Genomic DNA, 13,402 nt, shown 5'->3' with positions numbered 1-13,402 from the left:
TCGTGCAGGAACAGACCAAAGTAAATAATCCCGAGAGTCTCGAGTCGATGATCGCTCGTATCACGCATGTGGACGACGTTGACCCCAAGCCATCGCGGTCCAAAACCTTGGCAGCCGCATGGTCTGATCTCGTCCGCGGATTCAAGCAACACGAGCTCTGGCTACAGCTCGGATGGCAAGACATTAAGCAACGCTACCGCCGAAGCGTCCTAGGCCCATTATGGATCACCATCGCCACTGGTGTCATGGCCCTTGCCCTCGGGTTGCTTTACTCTGTGCTGTTCAAGATCCCTGTCGCCGAGTTCCTCCCCCACGTCACCGTGGGTCTTATCATGTGGAACTTCATCTCCGGATGCATCAAAGAAGGCTCCGAAGTCTTTATCACCAATGAGGGGCTGATCAAACAACTCCCCTCTGCCCTTTCAGTACACGTGTACCGGCTGGTATGGAAGCAAACGCTCTTCCTCTTCCACAACATGGTGATTTGGCTCATCCTGATGCTCGTGTTCCCGCGTCCTTTGGGCTGGGACATCCTCCTAGGAATCCCGGCCATCGCGTTGCTCGTGGTTAACGGCGTGTGGGTGTCCATGTTCTTTGGCATTATCGCTACCCGCTACCGTGACTTCTCCCCTCTTCTTGAGGCCCTCACGCAGCTCCTGTTCTACGTCACCCCCATTGTGTGGACCACGCAGACCCTCTACGCACAAGGCGGAGCTGTTTCCGAACGCGCCAAACTAGCTATGCTCAACCCCCTTTATCACTACATGGAGGTTGTTCGCGCTCCCTTGATCGGCGCCCCCATCAACCCATTGAACTGGTACGTTGTCATCGGATGCACCGTCGTGGGCACTTTCCTCGCCATGCTTGCAATGAAGCAGTGGCGCTTCCGTGTGAGCTACTGGGTATAGAAGGAGTACAACACCATGGTTTCCATTGATACCTATAACGCCTGCGTCGACTTCCCCATTTTCGACGCCAAGTCGCGTTCCATGAAGAAAGCCTTCCTCGGCGCTGCCGGCGGTGCCATCGGGCGCAACAAAGACAACACCGTGGTCGTGGAGGCGCTTCGCGACGTCAACCTGCATCTCAAAGAAGGCGACCGCATCGGCCTCGTAGGCCACAACGGCGCCGGTAAATCCACACTGCTCCGGCTACTCTCTGGCATTTATGAGCCCACACGCGGCTCAGCTCATGTTCGCGGACGCGTCGCCCCTGTCTTTGACCTCGGCGTTGGCATGGACCCGGAGATCTCGGGGTTTGAAAACATCGTGATCCGCGGCCTGTTCCTGGGGCAGACGCGCAAGCAGATGAAGCAAAAAATGGATGAAATCGCCGAGTTCACCGAACTAGGCGATTACCTGGCCATGCCGCTACGCACATACTCCACCGGCATGCGTATTCGTCTTGCCCTCGGGGTAGTCACCTCGATTGAGCCCGAAATTTTGCTTCTCGATGAAGGCATCGGCGCCGTCGACGCCGCCTTCATGGCGAAAGCCCGCGAGCGTCTCTCCGACCTCGTACAACGATCCGGCATCCTCGTCTTCGCATCGCACTCTAACGACTTCCTCGTGCAGCTCTGCGACTCCGCCCTCTGGATCGACCACGGGACAGTCAGGCAGGCAGGCGCCGTCGACGACATCGTCGAGGCCTATGAGGGCAAAGGTGCCGCAGACCACGTGCGGCGCCTGCAAAAACGCATCCGCGAAGAGTCCAGCAAGTAGGTTTCTTGTCGTTTTTGAGAACGCTAGAAAATCTGTCCTGGGGTTTTCTCAGCGATGCGACCACTAGCGTTCTCACAACGACTAACCCGGCGCCCCACGTTATCGAGCAGGTTCCACACGAGGGGCGCTACCGTAGTACTCCAGATAACCGCAGCTATCACATCCGTGGGGTAATGCACTCCCATGGTCAGCACCACACCTGCGATACCTAGGGCAGCACAGAGCACGAAAAGGGCCCGTAGAACCAACGGCAGCCGCGCCCCTACGGTAAGCATCAGCATCATTGCTAAAGCCGTCACGTACGTCGTGTGTCCGCTGGGGAACGACCAATCTCCCGGAGTCACGGGGATGGGATTGGAAAGCATCTCTGAGCTGGGTCGAGGGCGCTCGATAAGCATCTTGACAAAGACTACGGGCACCCATGTGACCGCAATGGCCACTGCGCATTGCAGCCCTATCCGGACTTGTTTGCACGCAAGGCCTACGAACGCAGAAACAACCAGCGTGAGTACCAGCGCATAGGCGGGCTCCAGGCCATAGTAAAGAGCATCCACGAGGGTCCCAACAGCGCCTTTTCGTTGGTTGTTCATGGCTTGGGTGATAAAAAGATCGCTGGTTATCGGCTTAATTATAAAGCCCATGATCACCACGGCTAGAACTCCGATGATCGCAGTCCACCATCGCTGCGCGCTTATTGCTTCGCCCCACGGGCGGGAGGGCGGTACTACGTGAGTTTCCGCTGCCATTGTTTTTTCCACTCCAAGAGATGTACTCCCCGCTTCTGTGCGTTTCCTCCAAACACTATGGGAAAACCGTGGCCAAATAGCACAACTTCCCAGCAAAACGCCGGGAAGTTTTCGGATTAGCCCTTGTACGCAGCGGCAATCGTATCCGCGTTGTAGCGCAGCGCGCCGGTGTAGGTATCCGCAGGCGCTGTGGCGCCGAGTGAGTCACTGTAGAGTTCTGCGCTACTGACAGTAACTTTTCCGCCCTTAGCTGCCACGTTTTCTTCCAGAGATTTTACTGCCTGCGGGTTCGCGGAAGCGTCTTGGAAAATGACTGGAACTTTGTGCTCCACAATGAACTCTGCCAGGTCGTTCAGCTCAGAAGCAGACCTTTGCGCATCCGAAGTCACAAAGTCAGTCGCCTTAATTTCTAAGCCAAACTGCTTGCCAAAGTAACGGAAGGCATCGTGGCCAGAAACTAATGTGCGCTGTTCAGCAGGAATCGTGTTGATCTTTTCCTGCACATAAGCTTGAGTCTCGTCGATCTTCTTGTTGTAGTCTGCGCCGTTGGACTTGTAGGTATCGGCTTTATCGGGATCTGCCGCAGACATCTTCTTTACTATCTGATCAACGACGAGCTTCCAGTTATCTGTGGAATTCCATACATGCGGATCCCAAGCTCCATGATCGTGGCCCTCGTGGTCATGTCCCTCATGATCGTGTTCGTCGTCATGTTCATGGTCACCATCTTCATCCCACGGCAACAGCATATTTTCTGGAATCTGCTCAGCCAGCGCGATTTGCTTGTCTCCCAGGCCTTTAAGCTGGTCAATCATGTTGGCTTCCATGCCCAAGCCGGACCAGAACACCACGTCTGCTTCCTGCATAGCCTTCACATCCGAGGTGGAGGGCTGGTAGGTATGAGGGTCGCCGCCAGGTCCCACCATCACGGTAAGGTTCGCGTCGGGAGCCACATTTTTAACAGCATCTCCGATGTATCCAGTGGTGGCAAAGATCTTCAGGGAAGAGCTATCCTTCGCCGGTGCTGCTTCTTTGTTTTCGGCAGCGCATGCAGAAGTGGCGAGCAAGCCCACTACTGCAATAACGGCACCTGCGTTTCGGAAAAATGAGCGATTCATACAGCCACTATAGGAACAGAAATTTTTACCCTGCTAAATGAAAATACCTATCTTCAGCGAGCTGGACATAATCAGTTTTATTTTTCAATAAGTCTCCCTCATGTGTGTGAATGGGCAGGCTAAACAACGTCCGCGCGGATGCGAGCCTCTTTGCGTTTGCGCAGCACACGAACACCAACCCAGAGGGCAAGAAAAATGAGACCATCCACAAAAGCCATCGTCGGAGACGTTGCGGCATCGATCCGATACGCCACCCAAAAACCAACCTGCGAGCTGGCCGCGGCGATCACCAATGTCACCACCACCATTGCCGTCTGTGAGCGGGTGACCATCAGCGCTGCTGCAGCTGGGACAATCATCAACGCCACGGCCAAAACCGCGCCAGCAGCATCAAAAACCACCACAATGGTCAGAGATACCAACACCATGACCAGGTAATTCAACAGGCGAGTCCGAATCCCCACCGTTACGGCAAAGGTGGGATCAAAAGTAGAAATCATCAGGGGCCTACGCGCCAGCACGACAACGGCCAATGCAACGAGCCCCACTATGCCTATCGTCCATGCACTCTTCGGGCCAAAGTCGATTCCCCACGCCACCCAGTGATTCAGCGCTGCAATGTTGAGGTCTCCGACCAGCACGGTGTGTTCCGAGATCGTCGAGGTATTAAAGCGCGTAGAGATGAGGATGACACCAATGGCAAAGAATGCCGGGAACACCAGGCCAGTCGCGCTGTCTTCCGTGACCTTCTTCCGATCACGAATCCACTCGGTGAGAGCGATCACCGCAACGCCGCTTAATGTCGCGCCCACCAGCAAGAGCGGGTCGTCCGGGGACGCGGTCCAGAGCGCCGCCACCGCGATGCCGGGCAGAACGGCGTGAGAGAGGGCGTCGGAAAGCATAGCTTGCCGACGTAACACCAGCACGATACCGGGGATCGCCGCGGTCAAAGACACGACGAGCGCCAACACAGAGACAGATGCTGCAAAACTCATCGGACCACCGCCACGCGACGAGGGGAAGCCACAAGGGCCACAATCACAAAGGCCGCAAGCACCAAGACGATCACTGGACCCGTGGGAACTTTACCTGCAGAAATAGAGATGTATGAGCCCACAATTGCAGACACCGCGCCGATCAAGCCAGACACCACGACCATCTGTCCTACCGTCCGAGTCCACTGACGCGCAGCTGCTGGCGGGAAGACAGCAAAGGCGATCATCAAAATCAGGCCGACCGCTTTGACCCCAATCACGATCGCAACCACGACCAATAAGAAAAGCACATGCGATATCCATCGCGGCATGCCTGAAACCTGCGCCAGCACTGGGTCAAAAGTGACCAGCGTAAAAGGCCGCCACAGAATGACCATCAGCAGCAGAATCGCTATGGCCACCACAAGCAGGGTCTTTACATCCAAGTTGGTCAATGTGGCTGCGTTGCCAAACATCAGCTCTTCAATTCCGCCCTTGCCTCGAATATGACCACGTTGGATCACCTGAAGCACTATCAGGCCACCGCCCAGGAACAGGGAGAGCATGACCGCCATCGTTGAGTCAATGCCAATACGAGTGCTCTCAGCGACCGCATTAGCCAACACCGCCGAAGCCAACCCCGTGATCATTGCTCCGATGGTGATCACGGGCATCGAGCGGGCATCGATGCCCCAGTCAGCGAGCAGCTGTGACTCGCTTAGCCACGGCGTGGTGGCAAAGAAAAGAAAAGCACCCATTACACCGGGAGTCGCAGAATGACCGATCACGTCACTCATCATGGACTGCCTGCGCAGATACAAAAACGTTCCCATTGCCCCTGAGCACAGCCCAATGAGCAGCGTTCCCCACACCACTCGCCGGTAGGAGAACTCGGCAAGAAAATCAAGAATGCTCATAGCAGCCCCAGGCCAAAGGCAGCGTTCACGGTCTCCCTGGTAAACGCTTCTTCTACAGTTCCGGTTGCCACGATTCGCCGATTGATAACGGTCACGTGATCGCAAAGCTCTGCCACGGTAGACAGATCATGATGGACGATAACCACCGATTTCCCCGCCTCACATAAACCATGCAAGACCTCGCGGATCACGCGTTCGCTGGCTGCGTCGACACCGGCGAAAGGCTCATCCAACAGGAAGATATCGGGATTTTGCACCAGAATCCTTGCCACAAAGACCCGGCGGCGCTGGCCACCAGACAGCTCGGAGATATGGCGTTTAGCCAGATCAGCGATGCCCACCCGCTCAAGGGCGTGCCGAACCTCCTCCCGATGCACGCCGGTGAGACGCTTGAACCACCCCACGCGAGAATAGAGACCCATCCCCACCACCTGCTCCACCGTGATGGGATAGTCCCAGTCCACGTCAGCAGATTGGGGCATATACGCAACGCGATCGCGCACGTGAGAAAGAGGTTGACCAAAGAAGGAGACCTCACCATCATGATCTACGAGATCGATCGCAGATTTGATAAGCGTGGATTTCCCTGCCCCGTTGGGCCCAATAAAACCCATCACAGCACCGGCGGGAACCTCAATGCTTGCGTTTTCCAAGGCCACCGTCGGCCCATAGCTCACGCTGATACCCGTCATTGTCAGTGCCGGTCCCACTAGATTGGTCACGTTGCCCCTCTATCCTCAATCACCACATGCGAGTGAAAATCACTACCGACTGCTACTTTACTGTCTCCGACTACTTGGTCAGAGCCGCCTTAATAGCATCAGCGTTGTACTTTAAAACACCCAGATAAGTATCGGTGGGAGCCGATTCTCCGAGGGAATCCGCATAAAGCTCTTTATCCGAGACCTCAACGTTCCAGCCTTTTGCTTTCACTGTCTCTTTCAACGAGTTAATAGCTTGAGGGTTGGCCAAATTGTCCTGGAAGATCGTCGGTATTTTCTTTTCTGCGATGAACGTACCCAGTTCTGCCAACTCAGTAGGAGACATCTCCGACTCCGAGGTAACAAAATCCGTGGCGTGAATCTCTATGCCAAACTGCTTACCAAAATAATTGAAGGCATCGTGCCCAGTAATCAAGATGCGCTTTTCCGCGGGGATGGCGTCGATTTGCTCCTTAACATAGGCCGCGGTCTCATCGATCTGCTTTTTATACGTTTCAGCGTTCTTTTTGTAGGTCTCCGCGTTTTCTTTGTCTACCTCGGAGAGCTTCTTCACGATCGCATCAACAACGTACTTCCAATTTCCCGTGGAGTTCCATACGTGCGGGTCCCAGAGCTTTTCACCGTTATCGCCGAGCTCAGGCCATTCAAGACGCTCAGATTCCGGTATCGCTTCCGCCACCGCTGCTTGTCGATCTCCCTGCGTAGCCAGCTCGTCCAGCATTTTGGCCTCCATGTGCAATCCTGACCAGAGGACAACGTTGGAAGTCTTAATCTTGGAAATATCCTGCGTGGTGGGCTGATAGGTATGTGGGTCGCCGCCAGGCCCCACCATCACGGTGACGTCAGCGTCGGGGGCAATATTTTTCACGGCATCGCCGATATAACCAGTGGTAGCAAAGACGGAAAGGGCGCCGGTTTTTGCTTCGTTAGTCTTTTCGCTGGAGCACGCGCTGAGCCCGCCTATTAACGTCAGTGCCGTGAGTGTGGAGACCGCAGCACGGAGAAAACCGCGCCGGCCATAGCGAGAGAATTCCTTAGTCATGAGTACGGATCCTATTACCGTTCTGCGCTGCCGGATAGCTTTTTCTTTGCTTACCCTTACTTAGTTTTTCCAACCCTTATAAAACGCCTCATTAAAAACTGAAAATAACCACCTCACCATGCCGTTTTTCAATCCACCACCAATAGCCTAGAGGTGCATATCACAACCAAAATTGGGCAATTCCATCACAGCACTAGACACAGTCTCCTCGCCCCGCGCAGACTATGCCACAATAAATCCCATGCCTATCGCTTCTACTGGTCGCATCGCGGCTGTCATTGTCACCCACAACCGCGTCGAACTGTTGCAGAATTCCTTGAAGATCGTTGCGCAACAGACGCATCCCGTGGATCACATCATCGTTGTAGATAATGGTGACGACCCCGCCGTCGAAAGCTTAGTCACCGATATCGCCGGAGAGCGCGCCGTCTATCTAGGAAGCAAACATAATCTAGGCGGAGCTGGCGGGTTTGCTCTTGGCTTTCTCACAGCACTGCGATTAGGAGCCGACGCAGTCTGGTGCGCCGACGACGACGGCCAGCCGGAAGACGAAAACGTTCTGGCAACGCTCTTACACGTAGCGGAAAAGTACCAGCTTGATGAGGTCTCCCCCGTCGTCTGCAACGCAGAAAAACCCGACCAGCTAGCCTTCCCGCTACGTCGTGGCACCACCTGGCGTAGGTTCCGTAGTGAGCTCGGCAGCGAGGACTTCTTGGCAGGCATCGCCTCGCTCTTCAACGGCGCTTTGATCTCTGCCGATGCCATGCAGCGCATCGGTGTCCCCGATCTGCGTCTGTTTATCCGAGGCGATGAAGTCGAATACCATCGCCGCCTGGTGCGCTCCGGACTCAAGTTTGGCACCTGTCTCACGGCCGCCTATCTCCACCCGGACGGCTCGGATGAGTTCAAACCAATTCTTGGCGGCCGTATGCACACGCAGTACCCCGATAACGAGGGAAAACGGTTCTTCACCTACCGCAACCGCGGGTACCTCATGAACCAGCCCGGCATGCGCCGGCTTCTCCCCCAGGAATATGCGCGCTTTGGATGGTTCTTCCTTATACAGCGCAAAGATCCTCAAGGATTTGTGCAATGGCTCAAACTCCACCGCATGGGCCGATCGGAGCGCTTTGAACGGCCTTAGCTACTTAAAGATAAAGATGCGCTGAACAAAGAAGTTAATCACGGTAGCTGTCCCCTGCGAGATCACGAAAGCAATAACGAGGGCAATCCGCTCGCTCAATCCGTAATGAGTCATAAACGAGAAGAGCAGCGCATGCCCGCCCACGTTAACAAAGTAAGTAATCGTATACAGCGCAGCCACCTGTAAGAATCGCTTGGTCGATGCCTCAGCCTGGAAGGTCCAACGCCGGTTGATCAGGTAAGCAGTAATCGTGCCAAAAATAAAGCCAATGGTGCGTCCACCTGCAGCCGAGAACCCAAAGACAATCTGGCATAGATAAGTCAATCCGAGGTCCACGACTGCGGAGATTCCTCCGGAGATGATGAACTTAATGCCTTGAGATGCCACGCTCTCCGAGGAGGGACGGATAGTCACGTTGGGAGCGTCATTCGCGCCGGTGTTGGAATTAGCCACGAGGCGCGATTTTACCTCTTTCGGAGCAATTCCCGGTAGATATCAATTCTTTCCACAGCGGATAGTGCGTGAACACCACAGCCACCGAGCTCTTCTAGCTTGCTTATCGACGCCCCACATAACTCACGAATCCGCTCGTCCGTCAGGTTTTCTCCCCAACCCAGCTTCCGCATAAGCTGTCTGGCCACCCGCAATCCCAAGTCTTCACCGCCCAAGCACGCCATCCCGATCACACATGACCACCACGCATCCCGCGCCTGACGCGATTGCTCCACAGGCAGAGCATGCAGACCTGGCATCGCGTGGTGCGGTTCGTCTTCAAGCCCTAGCGCCTGAAGGAGCGGAATCAGCCCAGTTTCCTGGGTACGTTGAATAATGGCGACGACTTCCTCATTCGCGTGAGACAGCCCTCCGATAGCCATATTGATCCGGGCCGTGTCCACTGGTGCATCCGGTTCATAGAGGTTCCCGCTTCCTCCCAGACACAAGGCCTCTGGCGTGGAAGATTCACGGGATGATGTCCCCAGGATTGAAAGGCGTACTCGCCACAGTCCCCAGTCGTATTCGAGCTGCCCGGCGCGAATCGCAGCAACGTGCGCGTGAAGGCAGTCGTTCATCGATACCTGCTCGCCACAGCGATAAAAGGATTGTGGTGAGGCGGAATCAAAACCAAAACACGTCTTGATAACCTCAGCGACCCCCGCAAGCTTCAGCGTGTCCCTCACACCGATAACTCGATGCAGTCCCCCGGCTGCATCGATAACCTTAAGCTGTAAAAGTATTACCCGGGCTCGTCTGCGTCGAGCAACAGTCCGTACACGGCGCAGACGTGCCTCGTTTATCGAGATCACTCCGTTACGCCGTATCACATTGCCCAGCGTAGCGATTTTTATCAGAGCGGTAACGGCCGAGGGTCAGAACCAAACGCTTCCTTGAGATACGCACGGCTTCTGCGCACAGATTCTATGTCGAGCCATTGCTGCATCCAGCCAGCTACTGCGCTGGCCATCATCCAGGCATCCCGCGCCTGAGACTCTCCCCGGTATGCGTCACGGAAATCCTCCGGAGAGATGTCCGCGAGGGCCTCAAAGCGCGGGATGACGAGTTTCTCGTTCTCCGCTTTTGCTCGTGCAGCTTCCTTCTTGATGGCATCGAGCCCTGCCTGAACTGCTCCTGCAACGTCGTCAAGATCGATACATTCGACGTCTACTAATGCGCGAGCTTTATCGTTCAGGGGAAGAGCCATTGTTCCTGCAAGCAGGTCCGGAAGCCTATCGACGGGCGTAGCTTCCCCCGCCCCAAGCATCCATGCCCCGGACATAAGGCTGGTGGGATAGTTGGGGTCCGTGTGCACGTGCCAGAGCACGACGGTGTGATCCGGCGCCTCCCCGAGGACGTCGATAATGCTAATCACTGCGAATCTCCGGAAGAAACGAAAACCAGCGCTGCCCCGAGAACCCCGAGGAGCGTATGAGGCTTGGAAACACCGCGGCGACGCAAAAATGCAACGACCTTTTTGTTTATCGTTCGGTCTATTTTATTGATCCCGATGAACACCAGCAGTAGCAACGCAAAAGCAGTCCACGTAGCAACCGGACCAAATTCTTTAGCCTCATCGCCCTCCAGCTTTTCGCGCACACGTGCAGCAATCACGTCGGGGTCATTGTCCGGATCTTCATCTTGTGTGTTTGCGTACAATGCAACGCTTAATAAGGAACCGAGAATAACAGTGTTAATAACCCATCGATATGCCTTAGAGTGCACATAATCCGGCAAGGCTGTGACTAGTCCTACCGCCATGGCCTGGGAGATACGGCCTGTCATGGTGTCATCTAAAGGGTTTGCGTTTCTGGCACGCTGCTCAGTAGTGGTGTCCTTCATATACTCCAGAGTAGCGAAACCCACAGGAGGTACAGTGACTTCTATGTTTGGATTCCTCAAGAAAAAGAAGGCCGTCGAAACGCATATCGCTGCGGAGCAGACAAATACTCCCCTGGATTCGCGCATGACGCTGCTCATGGCTGAAGAAATCCCTATGCTGGATAGTGCTTCCCGAGTGCGGGTCTACCAAATTCTTGAAGAATACGACGGCCCTCAGATCACATCGCAGGAAGAGCTCCCTCAGGAAATCCGAGACATGATGGACCTCTAAACACCTTAAACGCGTTTTAGTGAGGAAAACCACCCTTTCCAGCACGCTTAGACGTGGTCACATTCGGAAGTAAACGGGTACGGTGGTTAGACGATGACGAGCGCCAAGGGCACGTCCAGCACCGCAGCTTCGAGCGGTGTCTCCGGAGCCTTACACACAGAAGCCATGAAACTCACCGGCTGGGGACGCACTGCCCCCACGACCGCAGAGGTCCTCGCAACTCCAGATTTGGAGACCATCGTCAAGGCCGTGCGCCAAGTCGCCGAGCAAAATGACTCCAAGCCAGACTATCTCCGCCGTGGTGTCATTCCTCGCGGCATGGGACGTTCCTACGGCGACCCTGCACAAAATGCTGGCGGTCTTGTCATTGATATGCAGCCTTTGAACAAGATCCACTCTATTGATCCAGAGACCGCTATCGTCGATGTCGACGGTGGCGTTACCCTTGACCAGTTGATGAAGGCAGCTCTCCCTTACGGGCTGTGGGTTCCTGTTCTTCCTGGTACTCGCCAGGTCACCATTGGCGGCGCTATTGGTCCAGACATCCACGGAAAGAACCACCACTCAGCTGGCTCTTTTGGCGATCACGTCACCTCCATGGAGCTACTAGTTGCCGATGGCCGTATCCTGCACCTTGAGCCAGAAGGCTCTGCAGATGACCCAGATGGCTCTATCTTCTGGGCGACCGTTGGCGGCATGGGCCTCACCGGCATCATTGTCCGTGCGAAGATCCGCATGACCAAGACCGAGACTGCGTACTTCATTGCAGACGGTGACCTCACCGCTAACCTCGATGAAACCGTGGAATTCCACTCCGACGGATCTGAATCCAACTTCACCTATTCTTCTGCATGGTTCGATGCCATCAGCCCAGAGCCCAAGCTCGGCCGTGCCGCTATTTCGCGTGGTTCGCTGGCAACCCTTGCTCAACTAGAAGAGCTCGCCCCCAAGCTGGCTAAGGACCCGCTGAAGTTCAATGCTCCGCAGCTGGTAACAGTGCCGGACATTTTCCCGTCCTTCACCATGAACAAGCTGTCAATGATGGCGATCGGTGAACTGTGGTGGCTCAAGTCCGGTACTTACAAGAATAAGGTGCAAAACCTTACCCAGTTCTACCAGCCGCTCGACCTCATCGGCGAGTGGAACCGTGGTTACGGTTCTAAGGGCTTCCTGCAGTACCAGTTCGTCGTTCCGCGTGAGGCTGTCGAACCGTTCAAGGATATCGTCCGTGACATCCAGCGTTCCGGTCATTACTCCGCGCTCAACGTGTTCAAGCTCTTCGGAGAGGGCAACCGTGCGCCGTTGAGTTACCCGATGCCAGGCTGGAACGTCTGTGTAGACTTCCCAATTAAGCCAGGCCTGGGCAAGTTCCTCGACGACCTCGACCGCCGCGTCATGGAGTTCGGTGGACGCCTCTACCTGGCCAAAGAGTCCCGTACCAGCGCCGAGAATTTCCACTCGATGTACCCGGGCATGGAAGGCTGGCTCAAGACACGTAATGCGATCGACCCCACCGGCGTTTTCGCTTCCGATATGTCCCGCCGCCTCGAGCTGCACTAATCCGCCGAAAGAAAGATTCCTATGCTGAACGCAGTGGGCAAAGCCCAAAACATTCTCCTTCTCGGTGGCACGTCCGAGATCGGCCTCGCCATCGTGAACGAGTTCCTTACTCACGGTCCTGCGCACGTTACCCTTGCCGCGCGCAAGGACTCCCCGCGTATCGACGCCGCCGTGAAGGCTATCGAGTCCGCTGGCGCATCCGCTGTTGAGGTCATCGACTTCGACGCAACCGCTTTTGATACTCACGCTGATGTCATCGACCAGGCATTCCTTGTGGGAGATGTCGACGTAGCTATCGTCGCCTTCGGCACCCTCGGTGATCAGGAAGAACTCTGGCAAGACCAGGCCAAGGCTGTGGCAAGCGCTGAGACCAACTACACCGCACCGGTGTCCGTTGGTGTGCTTCTCGCAGAGAAATTCAAGGCTCAAGGACACGGCACTATCGTCGCTCTGTCCTCTGTTGCAGGCCAGCGTGTTCGCCGTTCTAACTTCGTTTATGGCGCATCGAAGGCTGGTATGGACGGCTTCTACGTCAACCTCGGCGAGGCTCTTCGCGACCACGGCGTTAACGTCCTTGTCGTGCGCCCCGGCCAGGTACGCACCAAGATGTCTGCCGATGCAGGAGAGGCTCCGCTGACAGTGGATCGCGAGGACGTGGCCAAGGCCACTGTCCAGGCAGTGTTGTCCGGCAAGAGCTCCATCTTCGTTCACCCGTTGTTCGAATATGTCTCGCTTGCTTTCAAGTTCATCCCACAGACGATCTTCCGAAAGCTACCGTTCTAACCTTCTAGCCGCCGTGCTCCGCACGGCGGCTTTTACGTTTCGGTGCACTTTAACAACAAAATCAGTGATG

The 13,402-nt window shown here is 55.4% G+C and carries 16 protein-coding genes; 6 read left to right on the top strand and 10 right to left on the bottom strand.

Going from position 1 to position 13,402, the window contains the following annotated elements; genetic code table 11:
* The first annotated feature begins 2 nt into the window (after nt 1-2).
* Together wzm and wzt are read left to right on the top strand one after the other, a co-directional pair.
* Nucleotides 3-908 (top strand): galactan export ABC transporter permease subunit Wzm/RfbD, encoded by a 906-nt coding sequence (wzm, locus tag CKV68_RS07385; RefSeq protein ID WP_013910567.1) that lies wholly within the window; start codon nt 3-5, stop codon nt 906-908.
* Between the two features lie 15 nt (nt 909-923).
* Nucleotides 924-1,721, top strand: coding sequence for a galactan export ABC transporter ATP-binding subunit Wzt/RfbE (wzt, locus tag CKV68_RS07380; protein WP_054314633.1), 798 nt, complete (start codon nt 924-926; stop codon nt 1,719-1,721).
* A gap of 23 nt (nt 1,722-1,744) precedes the next feature.
* Here wzt and CKV68_RS07375 read toward each other — a convergent pair whose 3' ends face one another.
* From CKV68_RS07375 to CKV68_RS07350, 6 genes are all read right to left on the bottom strand, one after another.
* A complete protein-coding gene (locus CKV68_RS07375) occupies nt 1,745-2,467 on the bottom strand; it encodes a phosphatase PAP2 family protein (protein ID WP_095075919.1) in 723 nt (240 codons plus the stop codon).
* Between the two features lie 116 nt (nt 2,468-2,583).
* The gene (locus tag CKV68_RS07370) at nt 2,584-3,585 is read right to left on the bottom strand and encodes a metal ABC transporter solute-binding protein, Zn/Mn family (protein WP_029975585.1); all 1,002 of its coding nucleotides are present in this window, start codon (nt 3,583-3,585) and stop codon (nt 2,584-2,586) included.
* Between the two features lie 119 nt (nt 3,586-3,704).
* Nucleotides 3,705-4,580 (bottom strand): metal ABC transporter permease, encoded by an 876-nt coding sequence (locus tag CKV68_RS07365; protein ID WP_013910563.1) that lies wholly within the window; start codon nt 4,578-4,580, stop codon nt 3,705-3,707.
* Complete coding sequence (locus CKV68_RS07360; protein ID WP_095075918.1) at nt 4,577-5,476, bottom strand: metal ABC transporter permease; 900 nt, start codon at nt 5,474-5,476, stop codon at nt 4,577-4,579. Before CKV68_RS07360 ends, CKV68_RS07365 begins: the two co-directional genes overlap by 4 nt.
* A complete protein-coding gene (locus CKV68_RS07355) occupies nt 5,473-6,198 on the bottom strand; it encodes a metal ABC transporter ATP-binding protein (RefSeq protein WP_095075917.1) in 726 nt (241 codons plus the stop codon). Before CKV68_RS07355 ends, CKV68_RS07360 begins: the two co-directional genes overlap by 4 nt.
* 70 nt (nt 6,199-6,268) lie before the next feature.
* Entirely contained in the window at nt 6,269-7,240 is a 972-nt protein-coding gene (locus CKV68_RS07350) for a metal ABC transporter substrate-binding protein (RefSeq protein ID WP_095075916.1), read from the bottom strand.
* 241 nt (nt 7,241-7,481) lie between these two features.
* Between CKV68_RS07350 and glfT1 the strand changes: the two genes are divergently transcribed.
* Nucleotides 7,482-8,384 carry a galactofuranosyltransferase GlfT1 gene (glfT1, locus tag CKV68_RS07345; RefSeq protein WP_013910559.1) on the top strand — a complete coding sequence of 301 codons (903 nt, stop codon included), beginning with the start codon at nt 7,482-7,484 and terminating at the stop codon, nt 8,382-8,384.
* Here the strand turns inward: glfT1 and CKV68_RS07340 are convergent, their stop codons facing one another.
* Genes CKV68_RS07340 through CKV68_RS07325 form a run of 4 tightly spaced genes read right to left on the bottom strand, consistent with a single transcriptional unit; the run spans nt 8,385 to nt 10,718 of the window.
* Entirely contained in the window at nt 8,385-8,837 is a 453-nt protein-coding gene (locus CKV68_RS07340) for a GtrA family protein (RefSeq protein ID WP_095075915.1), read from the bottom strand. It lies immediately after the preceding gene.
* An 11-nt stretch (nt 8,838-8,848) separates the two neighbouring features.
* A complete protein-coding gene (locus tag CKV68_RS07335) occupies nt 8,849-9,706 on the bottom strand; it encodes a hypothetical protein (RefSeq protein WP_013910557.1) in 858 nt (285 codons plus the stop codon).
* A 23-nt stretch (nt 9,707-9,729) separates the two neighbouring features.
* The gene (locus CKV68_RS07330; RefSeq protein WP_095075914.1) at nt 9,730-10,251 is read right to left on the bottom strand and encodes a hypothetical protein; all 522 of its coding nucleotides are present in this window, start codon (nt 10,249-10,251) and stop codon (nt 9,730-9,732) included.
* Complete coding sequence (locus tag CKV68_RS07325; protein ID WP_041479301.1) at nt 10,248-10,718, bottom strand: hypothetical protein; 471 nt, start codon at nt 10,716-10,718, stop codon at nt 10,248-10,250. The genes CKV68_RS07330 and CKV68_RS07325 overlap by 4 nt, the downstream gene beginning before the upstream one ends.
* Before the next feature lie 43 nt (nt 10,719-10,761).
* Here CKV68_RS07325 and CKV68_RS07320 point away from each other — a divergent pair, with 43 nt between their 5' ends.
* The 3 genes from CKV68_RS07320 to CKV68_RS07310 all read left to right on the top strand — a co-directional run bounded on the left by CKV68_RS07320 (nt 10,762) and on the right by CKV68_RS07310 (nt 13,332).
* Nucleotides 10,762-10,989 (top strand): hypothetical protein, encoded by a 228-nt coding sequence (locus tag CKV68_RS07320; protein ID WP_014835714.1) that lies wholly within the window; start codon nt 10,762-10,764, stop codon nt 10,987-10,989.
* Between the two features lie 93 nt (nt 10,990-11,082).
* On the top strand, nt 11,083-12,549 hold the full coding sequence (locus tag CKV68_RS07315) for an FAD-binding oxidoreductase (protein ID WP_014525184.1): 1,467 nt from the start codon (nt 11,083-11,085) through the stop codon (nt 12,547-12,549).
* Between the two features lie 21 nt (nt 12,550-12,570).
* The gene (locus CKV68_RS07310) at nt 12,571-13,332 is read left to right on the top strand and encodes a decaprenylphospho-beta-D-erythro-pentofuranosid-2-ulose 2-reductase (RefSeq protein WP_013910553.1); all 762 of its coding nucleotides are present in this window, start codon (nt 12,571-12,573) and stop codon (nt 13,330-13,332) included.
* Nucleotides 13,333-13,402: the final 70 nt, after the last annotated feature.

This window comes from Corynebacterium ulcerans (genome assembly GCF_900187135.1).
GTDB lineage: Bacteria > Actinomycetota > Actinomycetes > Mycobacteriales > Mycobacteriaceae > Corynebacterium > Corynebacterium ulcerans.
Note: the sequence above shows the minus strand (reverse complement) of the source record. Positions and strands in the feature narration are given on the sequence as shown.

Excerpts from the sequence above, each read along its gene's own strand:
- wzt (WP_054314633.1), top strand. The coding sequence starts at position 924 with ATGGTTTCCATTGATACCTATAACGCCTGCGTCGACTTCCCCATTTTC.
- CKV68_RS07375 (WP_095075919.1), bottom strand. The coding sequence starts at position 2,467 with ATGGCAGCGGAAACTCACGTAGTACCGCCCTCCCGCCCGTGGGGCGAA.
- CKV68_RS07370 (WP_029975585.1), bottom strand. The coding sequence starts at position 3,585 with ATGAATCGCTCATTTTTCCGAAACGCAGGTGCCGTTATTGCAGTAGTG.
- CKV68_RS07365 (WP_013910563.1), bottom strand. The coding sequence starts at position 4,580 with ATGAGTTTTGCAGCATCTGTCTCTGTGTTGGCGCTCGTCGTGTCTTTG.
- CKV68_RS07360 (WP_095075918.1), bottom strand. The coding sequence starts at position 5,476 with ATGAGCATTCTTGATTTTCTTGCCGAGTTCTCCTACCGGCGAGTGGTG.
- CKV68_RS07350 (WP_095075916.1), bottom strand. The coding sequence starts at position 7,240 with ATGACTAAGGAATTCTCTCGCTATGGCCGGCGCGGTTTTCTCCGTGCT.
- glfT1 (WP_013910559.1), top strand. The coding sequence starts at position 7,482 with ATGCCTATCGCTTCTACTGGTCGCATCGCGGCTGTCATTGTCACCCAC.
- CKV68_RS07325 (WP_041479301.1), bottom strand. The coding sequence starts at position 10,718 with ATGAAGGACACCACTACTGAGCAGCGTGCCAGAAACGCAAACCCTTTA.
- CKV68_RS07320 (WP_014835714.1), top strand. The coding sequence starts at position 10,762 with ATGTTTGGATTCCTCAAGAAAAAGAAGGCCGTCGAAACGCATATCGCT.
- CKV68_RS07315 (WP_014525184.1), top strand. The coding sequence starts at position 11,083 with ATGACGAGCGCCAAGGGCACGTCCAGCACCGCAGCTTCGAGCGGTGTC.
- CKV68_RS07310 (WP_013910553.1), top strand. The coding sequence starts at position 12,571 with ATGCTGAACGCAGTGGGCAAAGCCCAAAACATTCTCCTTCTCGGTGGC.